This window comes from uncultured Shewanella sp. (assembly GCF_947497935.1).
In the GTDB taxonomy this organism is placed as follows: Bacteria; Pseudomonadota; Gammaproteobacteria; order Enterobacterales; family Shewanellaceae; genus Shewanella.
Map to the genome: position 1 here is coordinate 1 of NZ_CANMIO010000002.1, position 14,626 is coordinate 14,626.

The following is a 14,626-nucleotide window of genomic DNA, read 5'->3' on the forward strand; positions in this document are numbered from 1 at the left end:
CTCGACTTGCATGTGTTAGGCCTGCCGCCAGCGTTCAATCTGAGCCATGATCAAACTCTTCAATTAAAGTTTTGTTGTTTCACTCGGTTAAGAGCAAAACGGCTCAATGAATTATACTGTTTTTCATCAACCCTAAGGCTAATGAAGTTTACATATTGCTATGGTCACTCAGTGGTTCATCGAGAAAATTTTTGATTGCTTCTTGCGAAGCAATTTCGAATAACTCAACACCTGTGAGTGTCCACACAGATTTGCTTGTCATATTGTTAAAGAGCGTGCCACTTCTATTAAGAACAAGTCTTTCAAAATGGCGCCTTAGACGCTTAGGTCGTTTGGCTGAGGAGGCGTATTCTACACTTCCCGTTGTTGGCGTCAAGCGTTTATTTTAAGAAGTTTTCCAAGCGATGATTTCTTATACAAGGCACATCAAGTGAAGCTCTTAAACCGCTTTTCACCTAAGATTAATTTCCGTAGAAGTTAACCTCTCTAACTCGCTGTATCAGGCTTGCTGCCTGCTTCACCGTGTCAGTGGGGTCGCATTATAGGGAGATTTGATCTTAGCGCAAGCGCTTTTTTCGAAAAAATTCGTCTTTTTTCAATCTTATTATTTAAGCACAACTTAAACACTAGTTATTCTCAGAGTTATCCACACACTGCTTCAAATTTGTTGTTTTTTCGCACTTCAACACGATTTAAAGCTACTGCCATATTAAAATTGATGCGCTATATACTTAAACCAGTACATTAAAACATTTCGACTTTGGTAACTCAGCCAGTATATATAGCTTAACTTTATCGAAACTGCCACCGACCCACTCAGCTAGCAATATTCCTTATTAGAAATTTGCGCATAAAAAAAAAGGGTGACTCAATGAGTCACCCTTTCGTTTAATAATGTAATTAGCTTAACTTACCGTGGCACTGCTTATACTTCTTACCAGAGCCACATGGGCATGGATCGTTACGGCCAACTTTCTCACCATCACGAACAGTTGGCTGAGTAGCAGCTAATGATGCCCTTTCTTCTGCACCAACGATTACTTCAGCTTCTGCATGTTGGTAATCACGACGGATCTTCGCGTCTTCTTGACGACGACGCTCTTCCATCTCTTCAACATCAGATTGTGCCTGTACTTGAACTTTAGACAGTACACTAATGACATCATGCTTTAATGACTCAAGCATTTGCTGGAAAAGCTCAAACGATTCACGCTTGTATTCTTGCTTTGGATTCTTCTGTGCATAACCACGTAAGTGGATACCTTGACGCAAGTGGTCCATTGCTGAAAGGTGTTCCTTCCACAGACCATCTAACGTTTGCAGCATTACCGCTTTTTCGAATTGACGTAGTACTTGCTCGCCTACCATCTCTTCTTTTGCTTTATATGCATTCACCCAAGTTTCAACAATACGCTCACGTAATGTTTCTTCGTGCAAGTCGTCTTCTTTATCTAACCATTCTTGGATAGGAAGGCTCATCCCGTACTCTTGTTGTAGACGCTTCTCTAAGCCTTCAACATCCCAAAGCTCTTCAACAGACTGACGCGGAATATATTGGTCGACTAAACCATTTACTACATCTTCTTGAATGTTAGTAATGGTGTCTTGAATACTTTCAGCATCCATCAATTCATTACGCTGTGCATAAACAACCTGACGCTGATCGTTAGCTACGTCATCAAATTCCAGTAGCTGCTTACGAATATCGAAGTTACGAGCTTCTACTTTACGTTGTGCGTTTTCAATAGCGCGCGATACCCATGGATGCTCAATCGCTTCACCTTCTTCCATACCTAACTTCTTCATCATTGAAGATACACGGTCTGAAGCGAAGATACGCATTAAGCTATCTTCCATAGATAGATAGAAGCGAGATGAACCAGAGTCACCTTGACGACCAGAACGACCACGTAGCTGGTTATCGATACGACGTGATTCATGACGCTCTGTACCTAGGATATGTAGACCACCGGCTTCAACCACTTCATCGTGACGAATTTTCCAGTCAGCCTTAATCTTGGCCTTCTGTTCGTCAGTTGGATTAGTTAATGCTTCGATCTCCATGTTCCAGTTACCGCCCAACACGATATCCGTACCACGACCCGCCATGTTAGTTGCAACAGTTACTGCACCAGTACGACCCGCTTGAGCAACGATATCCGCTTCACGCTCATGGAACTTAGCGTTCAAGATCTCATGTGGGATCTTTTGCTTCTTCAGCAAGCTGTGTAGCAATTCTGACTGCTCAATCGAAACCGTACCAACCAATACTGGCTGACCACGCTCACGACAGCCAACGATATCTTTAACGATAGCGGCATATTTTTCTTCAGCGGTTAGGTAAACCAGATCCGCATGATCTTTACGTACCATTGGACGGTTTGTTGGTACCACTACGGTATCAAGGCCATAAATATGCTGGAATTCAAATGCTTCAGTGTCAGCAGTACCCGTCATACCGGCAAGCTTTTCATACTGACGGAAGAAGTTCTGGAAAGTAATCGATGCTAGAGTCTGGTTTTCATTTTGAATATGAACGCCTTCTTTAGCTTCAACTGCTTGATGCAGACCTTCAGACCAACGACGACCTGGCATAGTACGGCCAGTGTGTTCATCAACAATAACCACTTCGTTATCTTGAACAATGTAGTCGACGTCTTTTTCAAATAGTGTGTGTGCACGTAGAGCTGCATTCACATGGTGGAGCAAAGAGATATTAGCTGCTGAATACAGTGAATCGCCTTCGCCTAGCATGCCACGCTCAGTCAATAGCACCTCTACTTTCTCTTGACCACGCTCTGTCATGTGAACTTGCTTTGACTTCTCATCAACTGAGTAATCACCTTCACCCACATACTCTTCAGTATCTTCTTTATCTTGTGCGATAAGATTTGGGATCAATGTGTTGATCTTGATGTAAAGCTCAGAACTATCTTCAGCAGCGCCAGAAATAATCAGTGGCGTACGCGCCTCATCGATAAGGATTGAATCGACTTCGTCAATTAATGCGTAGTGAAGTGGACGTTGTACACGTTCTGCAGGAGAGAACGCCATGTTGTCACGTAGGTAATCGAAACCGAATTCGTTGTTAGTACCGTAAGTAATGTCAGCGTCATAAGCCGCTTTCTTTTCGACTTGACCAAGACCCGCTACGTTAATACCAACTGTTAAGCCAAGGAATTCAAAAAGCGGACGGTTATTTTCAGCATCACGACCCGCTAGGTAGTCGTTCACTGTAATAACGTGTACGCCTTTACCTGTTAAACCATTAAGATAAGCTGGCAAAGTTGCCGTTAGGGTCTTACCTTCACCGGTACGCATTTCTGCGATGCGGTTACTATCCAAAATCATGCCGCCAATAAGTTGCACATCGAAGTGACGCATATCAAATACACGCTTCGATGCTTCACGTACCGTAGCAAATGCTTCTGGTAAAACGCCTTCTAATGATTCACCGCCGTCTAAACGCTCGCGGAAGTGAGCTGTTTTTGCTTTTAATTCTTCATCCGATAGCTTTTCGTATTCAGCTTCTAGCGCGTTAACTTTATTAACGACTTTACCAAATGCCTTAAGTGTACGATCGTTGCGACTACCAAATACTTTTGTCAGTAATTTACCAAACATCTGAACCACTTCTATGTTATTGGCCAAGTCCCTTTTAGAGCCTGAAAGCCGATTTTACGATTACCCAGCCTTGCGGTAGACATATTTTTGCGGATCAATCTGCTGTCCACCGCGCAACACTTCATAATGCACATGAGGCCCTGTCGAGCGCCCAGTACTCCCCATAACAGCGATTTTATCGCCTTTAGCGACCACATCACCCACATTTACTGACAAAGCTTTATTGTGACCATAGCGTGTACTTAGACCATTTCCATGATCAATTTCAACTAAATTACCATAGCCAAACATCTTGTCCGCCCATGTAACCACACCACCTGCGGTAGCGATTACATCGACGCCCTCTTTTCCGGCAAAGTCGATACCTTTATGCATCGTGCGTTTACCGTTAAAAGGATCATTACGTAAACCGTAGGGCGAAGATAACCAACCTTTCTGAATTGGTCGCCCAGATATATAACGTTCTTCATCTATATGGAGATTAGATGCTACCGTTTCAAGTAGTGAAAGCTGAACATTATTATTATCTATTCTAGATACCAGCTTATCCATATCGGCAATAAGCTGATCGAGTTCGATGTTAGTACCTAAATCACTGATACCACCAACACCGACTTCTGAAGAGAAATCAAACTGATCTTCTAATTGATTATTTAAAGCAACTTGCTGACCCAAGGCTTCTAAGCGCGTGAGTTTAGCTTGCATACGTGCAACGTGGGCAACCAACATCGAAAGTTGAGTTTCAGTCGCATTTTTAAGTGCAATTAACTCATCCTTTTGATCTTCACGAGCCATACGCTCGCTATCGACATTAGCTTGTTGCTGTGTAAGTTGCTTAGCATTGTGCTGATATAGTCCGGTTCCTGCAGCAATTAGCAGTATCGGCAATAGTAGCCAACGCTTTCCTGGTTGCCAGCGTGTGGCACCATTTCGACCTTGAATAAAAACTGTTACACTCATAGCCTAATTAAGCCATTTTATTATCATATGAAAAAGCCCCCTCAGGATCTCAGTCAATTACTGCATCAGCAAGGCACTATGCCTAATCTCGCTGAAAAAGCAGAATTGTTATTACACTTAGATCACTACGTGAAACAAGTGCTGACTGGTCCAGTGACAGAGCAACTAAAGGTCGCCAATTTACGCCAAGGGATCTTGGTGATTGAAACAACCACGGCTGCTTGGGCGGCAAGAATTAACTTCCAAAAACCCAAAATACTACAATTGCTACAAGCCGAAACGCTACCCATGCTTACCGCAATCGAAGTTAAAGTCAACCCAAGCTTGTTAATGTATGAAACAAAACGCAAGCCTGCTCACAACCTAATTAGTGAAAACGCCGCCGCTCATATCGAAGCTTTAGCTGAACATACAGAGGGGACATTAGCGGTAAAACTAAAACGGCTGGCTGCATTAGCCAGCCGTTCAAGGCAATCTTAATTCGCGATTAAGCGAATACAGCACCCGCGGGTACTGAGAAGCTGACTGGTGCATCGGCTTCTTTTTCAAAGCTCACGATTTCCCAAGCATCTTGCTGTGCTAGCATGGCACGCACCAACTGGTTGTTAAGTGCGTGTCCTGTTTTATATGCGCAGAACTCACCAACAATCGCGTGACCCGCCACATACAAATCACCAAAAGCATCAAGGATCTTGTGTTTAACGAACTCGTCCTCATAACGCAGGCCATCGGGGTTGAGGACGCGATATTCGTCAAGTACAACAGCATTTTCCATGCTGCCGCCTAGTGCAAGATTATTGGCTCTTAGATATTCGATATCTCGCATAAAACCAAAAGTTCTAGCGCGGCTGATATCTTTAACAAAAGCAGATGATGAAAAATCCATAACCATATGCTGTTGACTACGAGCGATCTCTGGGTGGTTAAAGTCAATTGCGAAATCGACTCGGAAGCCCTTAAACGGCTTTAACTCTGCCCACTTGTCACCGTCTTCAACACGGATAGGTTTAGTGATTTTGATATATTTCTTAGCTGCGTTTTGCTCTTGAATACCTACTGATTGCAATAGGAAAACAAAAGGACTCGCACTGCCATCCATAATTGGAATTTCAGGTGCGTCAACTTCGATAACTGCGTTATCGATACCTAATCCGGCTAGCGCAGCGAATAGATGCTCAATTGTTGAGATACGAACACCATCGTCATTAACCAAGGCTGTACACATAGTCGTTTCACGCACTTGATCGGCAACAGCTGGAATTTCCACTGCTGGCGACAAATCGGTACGAACTAGCTTAATGCCGGTATTAACTGGTGCGGGCTTAATGATCAAAGTCACCTTGTTGCCGGAATGCAATCCAACACCAGTAGTCTTAACCATTTCTTTGACAGTTCTTTGAAAAATCATGTATTTACCCGTTTATCATCTCAACATAAAGAGCACTAACCACACACTTTTTAGTCGTGTGTAGGCTATGCTGGTCGGATATCTTAGCATATCTTTGCAAATTCACCAAAATTCACTCAGCTTTTCGACAACACTTTAGTATTGCCTTATATTTCTTAACTATTTATTAACACTTGAGTTAATCAGCTTGCTTACGCAAAAATGCTGGAATATCCAAGTAGTCAAGTTCGTTCTTTTTCTCTGTTACAGGTGTTGCCACTTGTGGTTGAGCTGCGGTAGCAGTATTGCCGTGCGACATAGCCGGTGCAATCGTATCTTCCGGTACGATATTCTCAACACGAGGCTCAGCCGGTACGATAGGCTCTGGACGTGGAGCAGGCTTAGAAACAAGCTGAATATCAGGCTTCTTCTCTGCGCCGATACCCGTAGCTACTACAGTTACGCGTAGCTCATCAGACATCTCTGGATCAATAACCGCACCCACTACGACAGTTGCGTTATCAGACGCATAAGCCTTAACGTGGTTACCGACAGTCTCGAACTCTTCGATGCTCATATCCATACCAGCAGTAATGTTTACAAGAACACCACGAGCGCCAGCAAGATCGATATCTTCTAGCAATGGACTAGCAACAGCTGCTTCGGCTGCTTCTTCAGCACGATCTTCACCGCTTGCAACACCGGTACCCATCATGGCATTACCCATTTCAGACATAACGGTTTTCACGTCGGCGAAATCGACGTTGATTAGACCTGGGCGAGTAATTAGCTCAGCAATACCTTGAACCGCACCAAGCAGTACGTTGTTAGCGGCGGCAAACGCATCTAACAAAGAGGTGCCACGACCTAGTACTTTAAGTAACTTTTCGTTTGGAATGGTGATTAACGAATCCACATGCTTAGCAAGCTGTTCAATACCTTGATCCGCAAAGGTCATACGCTTCTTGCCTTCGAATGGGAAAGGCTTAGTCACAACTGCAACGGTAAGAATACCTTCTTCACGTGCAATTTCTGCAACTACAGGTGCTGCACCTGTACCGGTACCACCGCCCATACCCGCAGCGATAAAGATCATGTCCGATCCTTTAATCGCATTACGGATGTTTTCTCTATCTTCTTCTGCCGCTAAGCGACCAATTTCAGGGTTTGCGCCAGCGCCCAAACCTTTAGTCACATCACGACCCAATTGAATTGTGGTTGATGCAGCAGACTTACGCAGCGCTTGTGCGTCAGTATTTGTTGCCACAAACTCAACACCTTCGATGTTGTGTTTAACCATATGCTCGACAGCGTTACCACCGCCGCCACCGACACCGATGACCTTAATCACCGCTTCGTCTGAATGACTATCCATGATCTCAAACATGGTCTTTTCTCCGTTCTGCCTGCGTTATTAACTAAAACTCGCCTTTAAACCAACTCTGGACCCGATTCCAAAGACTGGTGACCCCTTGTCGCTCAGGACGCTCGAACTGACGTTCAATCACTCTGCGCGCACCATAGTGAAGCAACCCAACTCCGGTAGAGTATATAGGTTGATCCACATATTCATGTAAACCTTTAACTGGCAACGGCTGCGCCATTCTTACTGGCATACCAAATGTTGCCTCAGCAATATCCACTGCACCTTCAATCGATGCTGTACCACCAGTAATGACGATACCCGCTGCAACCTGATCTTCGAGTCCGCTATCGCGTAGCTGCTTTAAGATCAGTTCAAATAACTCTTGGTATCTTGGTTCAACCACTTCCGCCAACGTGTGACGCGACATGCTACGTGAAGGGCGACCACCCACTGAAGGCACTTCAATACTGTCTTCACGGCTCACCATCGCGCTACGAGCGCTAGCGTGCTGTACCTTAATCTGCTCCGCGTGAGATAACGGTGTACGGAATATCTTAGCGATATCGTTAGTCACCTGATTACCCGCGACCGGAACCACAGCACAATGACGCAGTGCGCCATTGGTATAAACCGCAATATCTGTTGTTCCTCCGCCCATATCGACTAAGCAGACACCTAAGTCTTTCTCATCATCTGTCAATACAGAGTCGGCTGATGCGATCGCAGAGAACACAAGGTCATCGACCTTTAAGCCACAGCGCTCTACGCTCTTGGTGATGTTCTTAGCCATATCGTTAGCGCAAGTGACGATATGCACCTTGGCTTCCATACGCATACCAGACATGCCTATCGGGCTCTTAATGCCGTCTTGAATATCGATAGCGTACTCTTGCGGTAGCACATGCAAGATACGACGTTCCGTTGGGATCTTTACCGAACGCGCGGTATGAATCACGTTGTCGACGTCTTCTTGGGTCACTTCTTCGTCGTTAATCGATACCATGCCGTTTTCATTCTGGCATTCGATATGCTTACCCGAAATACTCAAGTAAACCGATGAGACTTGGCAATCAGCCATTAGTTCGGCTTGATCCAGTGCTCTTTGTACACTGCGAACGATAGAGTCAAGGTCGTTAACGCCGCCTTTATCCATACCTCTTGAAGGATGGTTTCCAAGGCCGACAATACTGATCTCACCGTCAGGCAACACTTCACCAATGATGACAGCGACCTTTGATGTCCCTATGTCCAATCCCACGATCAGATTTCTATCCAGATTCTTGGTCATTAATTAACGGCTCTCTTTCTGTGCATCATCCCAACCTACGGCTAAACCTGTGTCGTAGCGCAAATCCACAATAGCTACCTGTTTATCTTGCTTTGCAAGTTGCGGGTAGACGTGGATAAATCTTTGTATCCTTGCCATCTTGTCTTCACGACCGAGCTCCAGCTTAATGCCAGTATTCAGCTGTGCGTGCCAAGCATGTCTAGGGCTCAAACTTAAACTCTGTAAGTTAAAGCCATTAATTCTTAATAGTTCGCCTAACTGTTGGTAAGTAGTTAGCACCGACTTACCTTGCTCTTCAGGTCCGGTCAAGAAAGGTAAGTTAGGTATACCTTCTTTCGCTGGCGCATCAAATACTTCGCCATAAATATTGAGCCAAGCATCACCATTCCAATGTGCAACTGGTTTTTGTTCAACCAGATAGACCTTCAATTTTGCAGGCCACTCTCGTCGAACTGAGGCCTGATATACCCAAGGCAAGGCTTCTAATGCATCTTGCACTTGATTAACGTCCGCCGAGAAAAAGCTTCGCTGCATTAAATCCTGCAGTGCAACCTGGATCTCTTTATCATCGGTATACAACCGCTTTCCGCTAATCGCCACGGCTTCAATAGGCAGCGCATCGGCATCATTTAGCAAGGAATTGAGTTTCATTACTGCCATCGATAAACCAATCAATACGCACAGTAAAAACACGACTCCGAAGCACAGATACCAATCGGCTTGCGAAAGCAAAACTCGAACACGCTGACCTTTATCGCGCCAAGACACCTTTAGGCTTCCTTTTGCAACCGTAATCCCGGAAAATCGGCCATTATATAGCCCTTATTCCAAGCGTCAAAATTTGATGCGTAAGTTAAGCTATATCGCTCTAATTTACGCATTTTTTTCATCTGTTGCTGCAGAATCAAAACCAAGGTTCGATTCCGCTAGACTGCGAGACAACATACCAATACTGCCAGCCCCTTGGGTCAGTAGTAGATCCCCGTCTTGCAAGATCTCTGGTAATACCGTTTCGAGTTGCTCGGTGCTGGCAACAAATACGGGCTCAACCTGTCCACGCACGCGAATCGAGCGACATAGCGCACGGCTATCGGCACCTGGTATTGGCGCTTCACCCGCGGCATATACATCAAGCATCAACAAGCAGTCCACTTGCGATAAGACTTCGACAAAGTCTTCATACAAGTCGCGAGTTCGACTATAGCGGTGTGGCTGATAGATCATCACTAAGCGACGCTCAGGCCAACCGAGTCTTGCAGCCTTAATGGTTGCGGCGACTTCGCTTGGGTGATGACCGTAGTCATCAACCAGCTTAATCTCGCCCTTGCTTGTCGCGAACTCACCGATCTGCTGGAAGCGACGACCGATACCTTGAAACTCTGCCAGAGCAGCAATAATCGCTTCATCTTCGATATCGTCTTCAGTCGCCACCGCAATAGCAGCCAGCGAATTCAATACATTGTGTTCGCCCGGCAGGTTAACCGATAGTTGCAGATCCTCAAGACCAGCGCGTCTAACGGTAAACTCGCAGCTATAGCCTGTCTGCTTAAAATCTAACGCACGAACATCAGCGTCTTCACTGAAACCATAAGTCACGATACGGCGACCAATACGCGGAATAAGCTCACGTACGATAGGATCATCGATACAGACAACCGCGACGCCATAGAAAGGTAAGTTATGCAAGAAGTCGACAAAGGTGGTTTTAAGCTTCTCTAGATCGCCTTCATAGGTATCCATATGGTCAGCTTCGATATTAGTCACTACGCTAACCATAGGCTGCAGGTGCAAGAAGCTCGCATCACTCTCATCTGCCTCGGCGATAAGGTAACGACTATGGCCTAATCTTGCGTTAGTGCCGGCACTATTTAGCAAACCACCAATCACAAATGTTGGATCGCGCTCGGCTTCACCATAAACGCTAGCAATTAGGCTAGTCGTGGTGGTCTTGCCGTGAGTACCTGCCACGGCAACGCCATGGCGGTAACGCATCAGCTCAGCTAACATTTCCGCGCGGCGTACCACAGGAATACGTAATTCTTTTGCTGCCACTAACTCTGGGTTATCAGCGCTGATCGCCGTAGATACCACAACCACATCGACATCTTTTACCTGGCTCGCGTCATGGCCGATGTAGATAGTCACGCCAAGTTGAGTTAATCGCTCAGTTACCGCACTCGGGGCGATATCAGAACCACTTAACTTGTAACCTTCATTAACAAGCACTTCCGCTATGCCGCCCATACCAGCCCCACCTATTCCAACGAAATAGATGTGCTTCACCCTACGCATTTCAGGGATCATGGTTCTTAGCTGCGAATACTTCTCTGCTTTGTTACTCATCTCAACCCTTCTCAGCTAATCGAATACAGACATTAGCTACACGCTCTGTCGCATCTAAAATGGCTACGTCTCGAGCACGCTGGCCCATATTACATAATTCTTGTTTATCAGATGCCAGCATCGACAATTTCGTCATCAACTTACTGGTATCCACTATCGGCTGTGGCAACAAGAAGGCTGCCCCTGCATTAACTAACACTTTGGCGTTCTTCGTTTGATGGTCGTCAACCGCATGTGGGTATGGCACCAATAAACTCGGTAAGCCCACCGCTGCTAGCTCTGATACGGTTAATGCGCCAGAGCGACAAACCACCACATCGGCCCAACGATAGGCAGCTTCCATATCGTCGATAAACTCAGCGACACTCACGCTGCCATCTTGACCTAGTCGTTGGTATTCAGCCTTCACAGATGCAAGGTTGTCACGCCCTACTTGATGCCAAACCGTCATAGAATGGGTTTTGCTCACCCCCTCTAAAACACTCGGCATCAAATCGTTAAATATCTTGGCGCCTAAACTGCCGCCAACAACCAACACCTTTAATGAGTCATCATCACAACATGCTTCGCGTTTATCACCTAAAGCAATCAGCTCTTTACGAATTGGGTTACCAACCGTCTGCGCTTGTATATCGGTAAAGGTGCCTTCAAAAGCACATAGCACCTCTGATGCGATACGTGAAAGCAGTTTATTAGTCATACCCGGTATGGCATTTTGCTCATGCAATACCAGAGGAATACCACATAACTTAGCGGCAACGCCGCCTGGGCCACTGGCAAAACCGCCCATGCCCATCACCACATGGGGCTTAAAGCTCTTAATTACGGCGCGTGCCTGCATCACCGAGCGCAGGATCTTAAAAGGCGCCGCTAATTTACGCATTAAACCATTACCACGAACACCTTTAATATCGATAAAGTCGATATCGAAGCCATGTTGAGGCACAAGCCTCGCTTCCATTCGCTCAGCCGTACCCAACCAACGTACCTTCCAGCCTTGCTGGCTTAAATACTTAGCTACCGCTAACGCAGGAAACACATGACCGCCTGTACCGCCAGCCATGATTAAAATGCGTTTTTCTTCAGCTTGGTTAGTCATTATCTCACTCATTATTTGTTTGTCCGGCCTTCCACGGCCTGGATAACACTCAATCTTCTTTCATGGTCAATTCGGATAAGCATCATTGCTGCTGCCGTCATCACCCATAAACTACTACCGCCATAGCTAATAAATGGCAGGGTTAACCCTTTGGTTGGCAACATACCAATACTCGCGCCGACATTAACCACGGTTTGGAAACAGATCCAAATTCCGATGCCGTAGGCCAAATAGCCTTCGAATGCACGCTCTAGCGCTAAACACATGTTACCTAGCTTTATCGCCCGCAGCGCCACAAACAGCAGTACAGCAAGGACAGCGATAATGCCGATAAACCCAAGCTCTTCGCCAATCACAGCGAAGATAAAGTCGGTATGTGCCTCAGGCAAATATTCCAACTTCTGAATACTGTTACCTAAGCCCTGGCCAAACCAATCGCCGCGACCATAGGCCATCAGTGACTGAGTCAGCTGGTAACCGCTACCAAACGGATCTTGCCATGGGTCAAGAAACGAGGTCACCCGTCGCATACGATACGGCTCGAGTAATACCAGCGCCACGAATGCCAAAATGCCGGTTAAGATCAGCGCGAAGAAATCCAGTAATCGCGCACCCGCTAAAAACAGCAAACCAACAGTGCCAACAAATAGCACCACAACCGTACCTAAGTCAGGCTGCATCAAAATCAAGAAAGCATATACCGCAAACACACCAATCGGTTTATAGAAGCCTTTAGCGTTTTCTCTAATCTCTTGGTGACGACGTACCAAGTAACCCGCCATATAGATGGCAAAAGCAAACTTTGCTATCTCGGCCACCTGAATACGAATCGGCCCGATAGACAGCCAGCGGGTTGCCCCATTTACCGTGGTACCGACAATCAGTACAGCTACCAGCATGATGCCTACAATCAGCAGTAACAAAGGACTAAAGTTTTGCCAATGGCGCATCTCAACCTGTAATACCACTGCGGCAATCATTACACAGCCAACAAGGTAAGCACCATGACGCCAAACAAAATGAAACGGGTTTCCCGTTAAAGTTTGCGCCTCAGGCATAGAGGCTGACATCACCATAACAAAGCCAAAACAGATCAACGACAAAACAGCAAATAACAATGCTCTATCGTACAGCTGCATCCCTGGCGCCGAGTTATCGCTAAACAGATTCGGCAACGACCATTTTAAACGGCTGCCAAACAGACTTAACTGCTTCTCGCTATTCGCCATGGAGCGCTGCAACTAGGCTACGGAATTCATCTCCGCGGGCCATAAAATTAGGGTACATATCTAAGCTCGAACAAGCTGGTGACAGAATAACGATATCACCTGCAGTCGCTAGCTCGCTGGCTTTAGCAACCGCTTCGGCCATGCTAGTTACTTTTATAGCCTCTGGTTTCAATGCTGCGATTTTGTCGCCATCTTTACCTAAAACGATTAACTGACTCACCTTCTCAAGCACGGGTTCTAAAGGTTTAAAGTCAGCCCCTTTGCCATCGCCACCGGCGATCAAAATCAATTCACCTAAATGCTCACTCAAGCCATCAATAGCCGCAACGGTAGCACCGATATTAGTGGCCTTCGAGTCGTTGACATAAGTCACACCCGCAATATCTGCAACCACTTCACAGCGATGAGCCAAGCCTAAGAATGTCTTAGCAACCTCGATCTGGCACTCACGACTGATACCTGCCGCAGTAGCTAACGCCATTGCTGCAATGATATTGGCATGGTTGTGGCTTCCCACGAGCGCGACATCACTAACAGGCATGATCTGGCTACTACCTTGCACTATCATGCCACCAGAAACACCCCAGTCATCGGCCTCTGGCGCATCTAACCCAAAGCTTTGTTGGTTAGTTGGGTTGTTTGGTAGCGTTAACGCGTCTTCGCGGTTAAACACCGCCATCTTGCTCTGCTCGTATAGCTTAAGCTTCGCCTGACGGTAAGACTCAAGGTCGCTATAACGATCCATATGGTCTTCGCTGATGTTAAGGCAAGTCGCCGCAACACACTGCAAGCTATAGGTTGTCTCTAACTGGAAACTCGACAACTCGAGCACATACAGGTCTTTAGGTTCGAGCAATAGGTCAAGAGCTGGCACACCAATGTTGCCACCCACAGCGTAAGAGCTACCGCTAGCCTTAGCCATCTCACCCACTAAGGTGGTGACTGTGGTCTTGCCGTTTGAGCCTGTTATGCCTATGACCTTGGCTGACGTTTGCGCCACTGCACGGGCGAACAACTCAACATCACCAATCACCTCAATCCCCATATCAAATGCGACTCGCACTTCCGGCGTTTCACAGGCGATACCTGGACTAATGACAATCTGCTGTGCCTGAACTAAATAGCGACAGTCAAAACCACCGGTGACCAGCTCAACCTGAGGAAATTCTGCCGCCAAGCTATCAGCTCCTGGAGGCTGAGTTCGGCTGTCCATGACTAAAGGAACAATCCCTTGCGCACACAGGTAACGTACAACAGACAAACCTGTCGCACCTAAACCTAAAACTATGTGTGAATATTGCTGCGCCATATCAGACCTATCTAGTATCTA

11 protein-coding genes and 1 rRNA gene are annotated in these 14,626 nt (G+C 46.2%); 1 reads left to right on the plus strand and 11 read right to left on the minus strand.

Annotation, left to right across the window (positions count from 1 at the left end; all coding sequences use genetic code 11):
• The 3 genes from Q1A86_RS02185 to Q1A86_RS02195 all read right to left on the minus strand — a co-directional run.
• A 16S ribosomal RNA gene (locus Q1A86_RS02185) occupies positions 1 to 66 on the minus strand; the annotation flags it as partial.
• 834 nt (positions 67 to 900) lie between these two features.
• Complete coding sequence (gene secA, locus Q1A86_RS02190) at positions 901 to 3,624, minus strand: preprotein translocase subunit SecA (protein ID WP_299802258.1); 2,724 nt, start codon at positions 3,622 to 3,624, stop codon at positions 901 to 903.
• A gap of 60 nt (positions 3,625 to 3,684) precedes the next feature.
• Positions 3,685 to 4,584, minus strand: coding sequence for a M23 family metallopeptidase (locus Q1A86_RS02195; RefSeq protein WP_299802259.1), 900 nt, complete (start codon positions 4,582 to 4,584; stop codon positions 3,685 to 3,687).
• Positions 4,585 to 4,611: 27 nt separating this feature from the next.
• On the opposite strand from Q1A86_RS02195, the gene Q1A86_RS02200 reads away from it, so the two are divergent.
• Positions 4,612 to 5,064 (plus strand): DUF721 domain-containing protein, encoded by a 453-nt coding sequence (locus tag Q1A86_RS02200; protein WP_220761001.1) that lies wholly within the window; start codon positions 4,612 to 4,614, stop codon positions 5,062 to 5,064.
• Positions 5,065 to 5,071: 7 nt separating this feature from the next.
• Here the strand turns inward: Q1A86_RS02200 and lpxC are convergent, their stop codons facing one another.
• The 8 genes from lpxC to murD all read right to left on the minus strand — a co-directional run bounded on the left by lpxC (position 5,072) and on the right by murD (position 14,605).
• Complete coding sequence (gene lpxC / locus Q1A86_RS02205) at positions 5,072 to 5,992, minus strand: UDP-3-O-acyl-N-acetylglucosamine deacetylase (RefSeq protein ID WP_299802262.1); 921 nt, start codon at positions 5,990 to 5,992, stop codon at positions 5,072 to 5,074.
• A gap of 178 nt (positions 5,993 to 6,170) precedes the next feature.
• Positions 6,171 to 7,358, minus strand: a complete 1,188-nt coding sequence (gene ftsZ / locus Q1A86_RS02210) for a cell division protein FtsZ (RefSeq protein WP_299802264.1) — start codon at positions 7,356 to 7,358, stop codon at positions 6,171 to 6,173.
• A gap of 31 nt (positions 7,359 to 7,389) precedes the next feature.
• Complete coding sequence (gene ftsA / locus Q1A86_RS02215; protein WP_299802266.1) at positions 7,390 to 8,625, minus strand: cell division protein FtsA; 1,236 nt, start codon at positions 8,623 to 8,625, stop codon at positions 7,390 to 7,392.
• Between the two features lie 3 nt (positions 8,626 to 8,628).
• A complete protein-coding gene (locus tag Q1A86_RS02220; RefSeq protein ID WP_299802268.1) occupies positions 8,629 to 9,393 on the minus strand; it encodes a cell division protein FtsQ/DivIB in 765 nt (254 codons plus the stop codon).
• 105 nt (positions 9,394 to 9,498) lie between these two features.
• The gene (murC, locus tag Q1A86_RS02225; protein ID WP_299802269.1) at positions 9,499 to 10,968 is read right to left on the minus strand and encodes a UDP-N-acetylmuramate--L-alanine ligase; all 1,470 of its coding nucleotides are present in this window, start codon (positions 10,966 to 10,968) and stop codon (positions 9,499 to 9,501) included.
• 1 nt (position 10,969) lies between these two features.
• Positions 10,970 to 12,067 carry an undecaprenyldiphospho-muramoylpentapeptide beta-N-acetylglucosaminyltransferase gene (murG, locus tag Q1A86_RS02230; RefSeq protein ID WP_299803121.1) on the minus strand — a complete coding sequence of 366 codons (1,098 nt, stop codon included), beginning with the start codon at positions 12,065 to 12,067 and terminating at the stop codon, positions 10,970 to 10,972.
• An 11-nt stretch (positions 12,068 to 12,078) separates the two neighbouring features.
• Positions 12,079 to 13,296 (minus strand): cell division protein FtsW, encoded by a 1,218-nt coding sequence (ftsW, locus tag Q1A86_RS02235; protein WP_299802271.1) that lies wholly within the window; start codon positions 13,294 to 13,296, stop codon positions 12,079 to 12,081.
• The gene (gene murD, locus Q1A86_RS02240; protein ID WP_299802273.1) at positions 13,286 to 14,605 is read right to left on the minus strand and encodes a UDP-N-acetylmuramoyl-L-alanine--D-glutamate ligase; all 1,320 of its coding nucleotides are present in this window, start codon (positions 14,603 to 14,605) and stop codon (positions 13,286 to 13,288) included. The genes ftsW and murD overlap by 11 nt, the downstream gene beginning before the upstream one ends.
• Between the last annotated feature and the right edge of the window lie 21 nt (positions 14,606 to 14,626).

What these genes read in the sequence shown, in the direction of transcription:
- Q1A86_RS02200 (WP_220761001.1), top strand. Translation starts at nt 4,612, where the DNA reads ATGAAAAAGCCCCCTCAGGATCTCAGTCAATTACTGCATCAGCAAGGC.
- lpxC (WP_299802262.1), bottom strand. Translation starts at nt 5,992, where the DNA reads ATGATTTTTCAAAGAACTGTCAAAGAAATGGTTAAGACTACTGGTGTT.
- murD (WP_299802273.1), bottom strand. Translation starts at nt 14,605, where the DNA reads ATGGCGCAGCAATATTCACACATAGTTTTAGGTTTAGGTGCGACAGGT.
- ftsA (WP_299802266.1), bottom strand. Translation starts at nt 8,625, where the DNA reads ATGACCAAGAATCTGGATAGAAATCTGATCGTGGGATTGGACATAGGG.
- ftsZ (WP_299802264.1), bottom strand. Translation starts at nt 7,358, where the DNA reads ATGTTTGAGATCATGGATAGTCATTCAGACGAAGCGGTGATTAAGGTC.
- ftsW (WP_299802271.1), bottom strand. Translation starts at nt 13,296, where the DNA reads ATGGCGAATAGCGAGAAGCAGTTAAGTCTGTTTGGCAGCCGTTTAAAA.
- secA (WP_299802258.1), bottom strand. Translation starts at nt 3,624, where the DNA reads ATGTTTGGTAAATTACTGACAAAAGTATTTGGTAGTCGCAACGATCGT.
- Q1A86_RS02195 (WP_299802259.1), bottom strand. Translation starts at nt 4,584, where the DNA reads ATGAGTGTAACAGTTTTTATTCAAGGTCGAAATGGTGCCACACGCTGG.
- murC (WP_299802269.1), bottom strand. Translation starts at nt 10,968, where the DNA reads ATGAGTAACAAAGCAGAGAAGTATTCGCAGCTAAGAACCATGATCCCT.
- murG (WP_299803121.1), bottom strand. Translation starts at nt 12,067, where the DNA reads ATGACTAACCAAGCTGAAGAAAAACGCATTTTAATCATGGCTGGCGGT.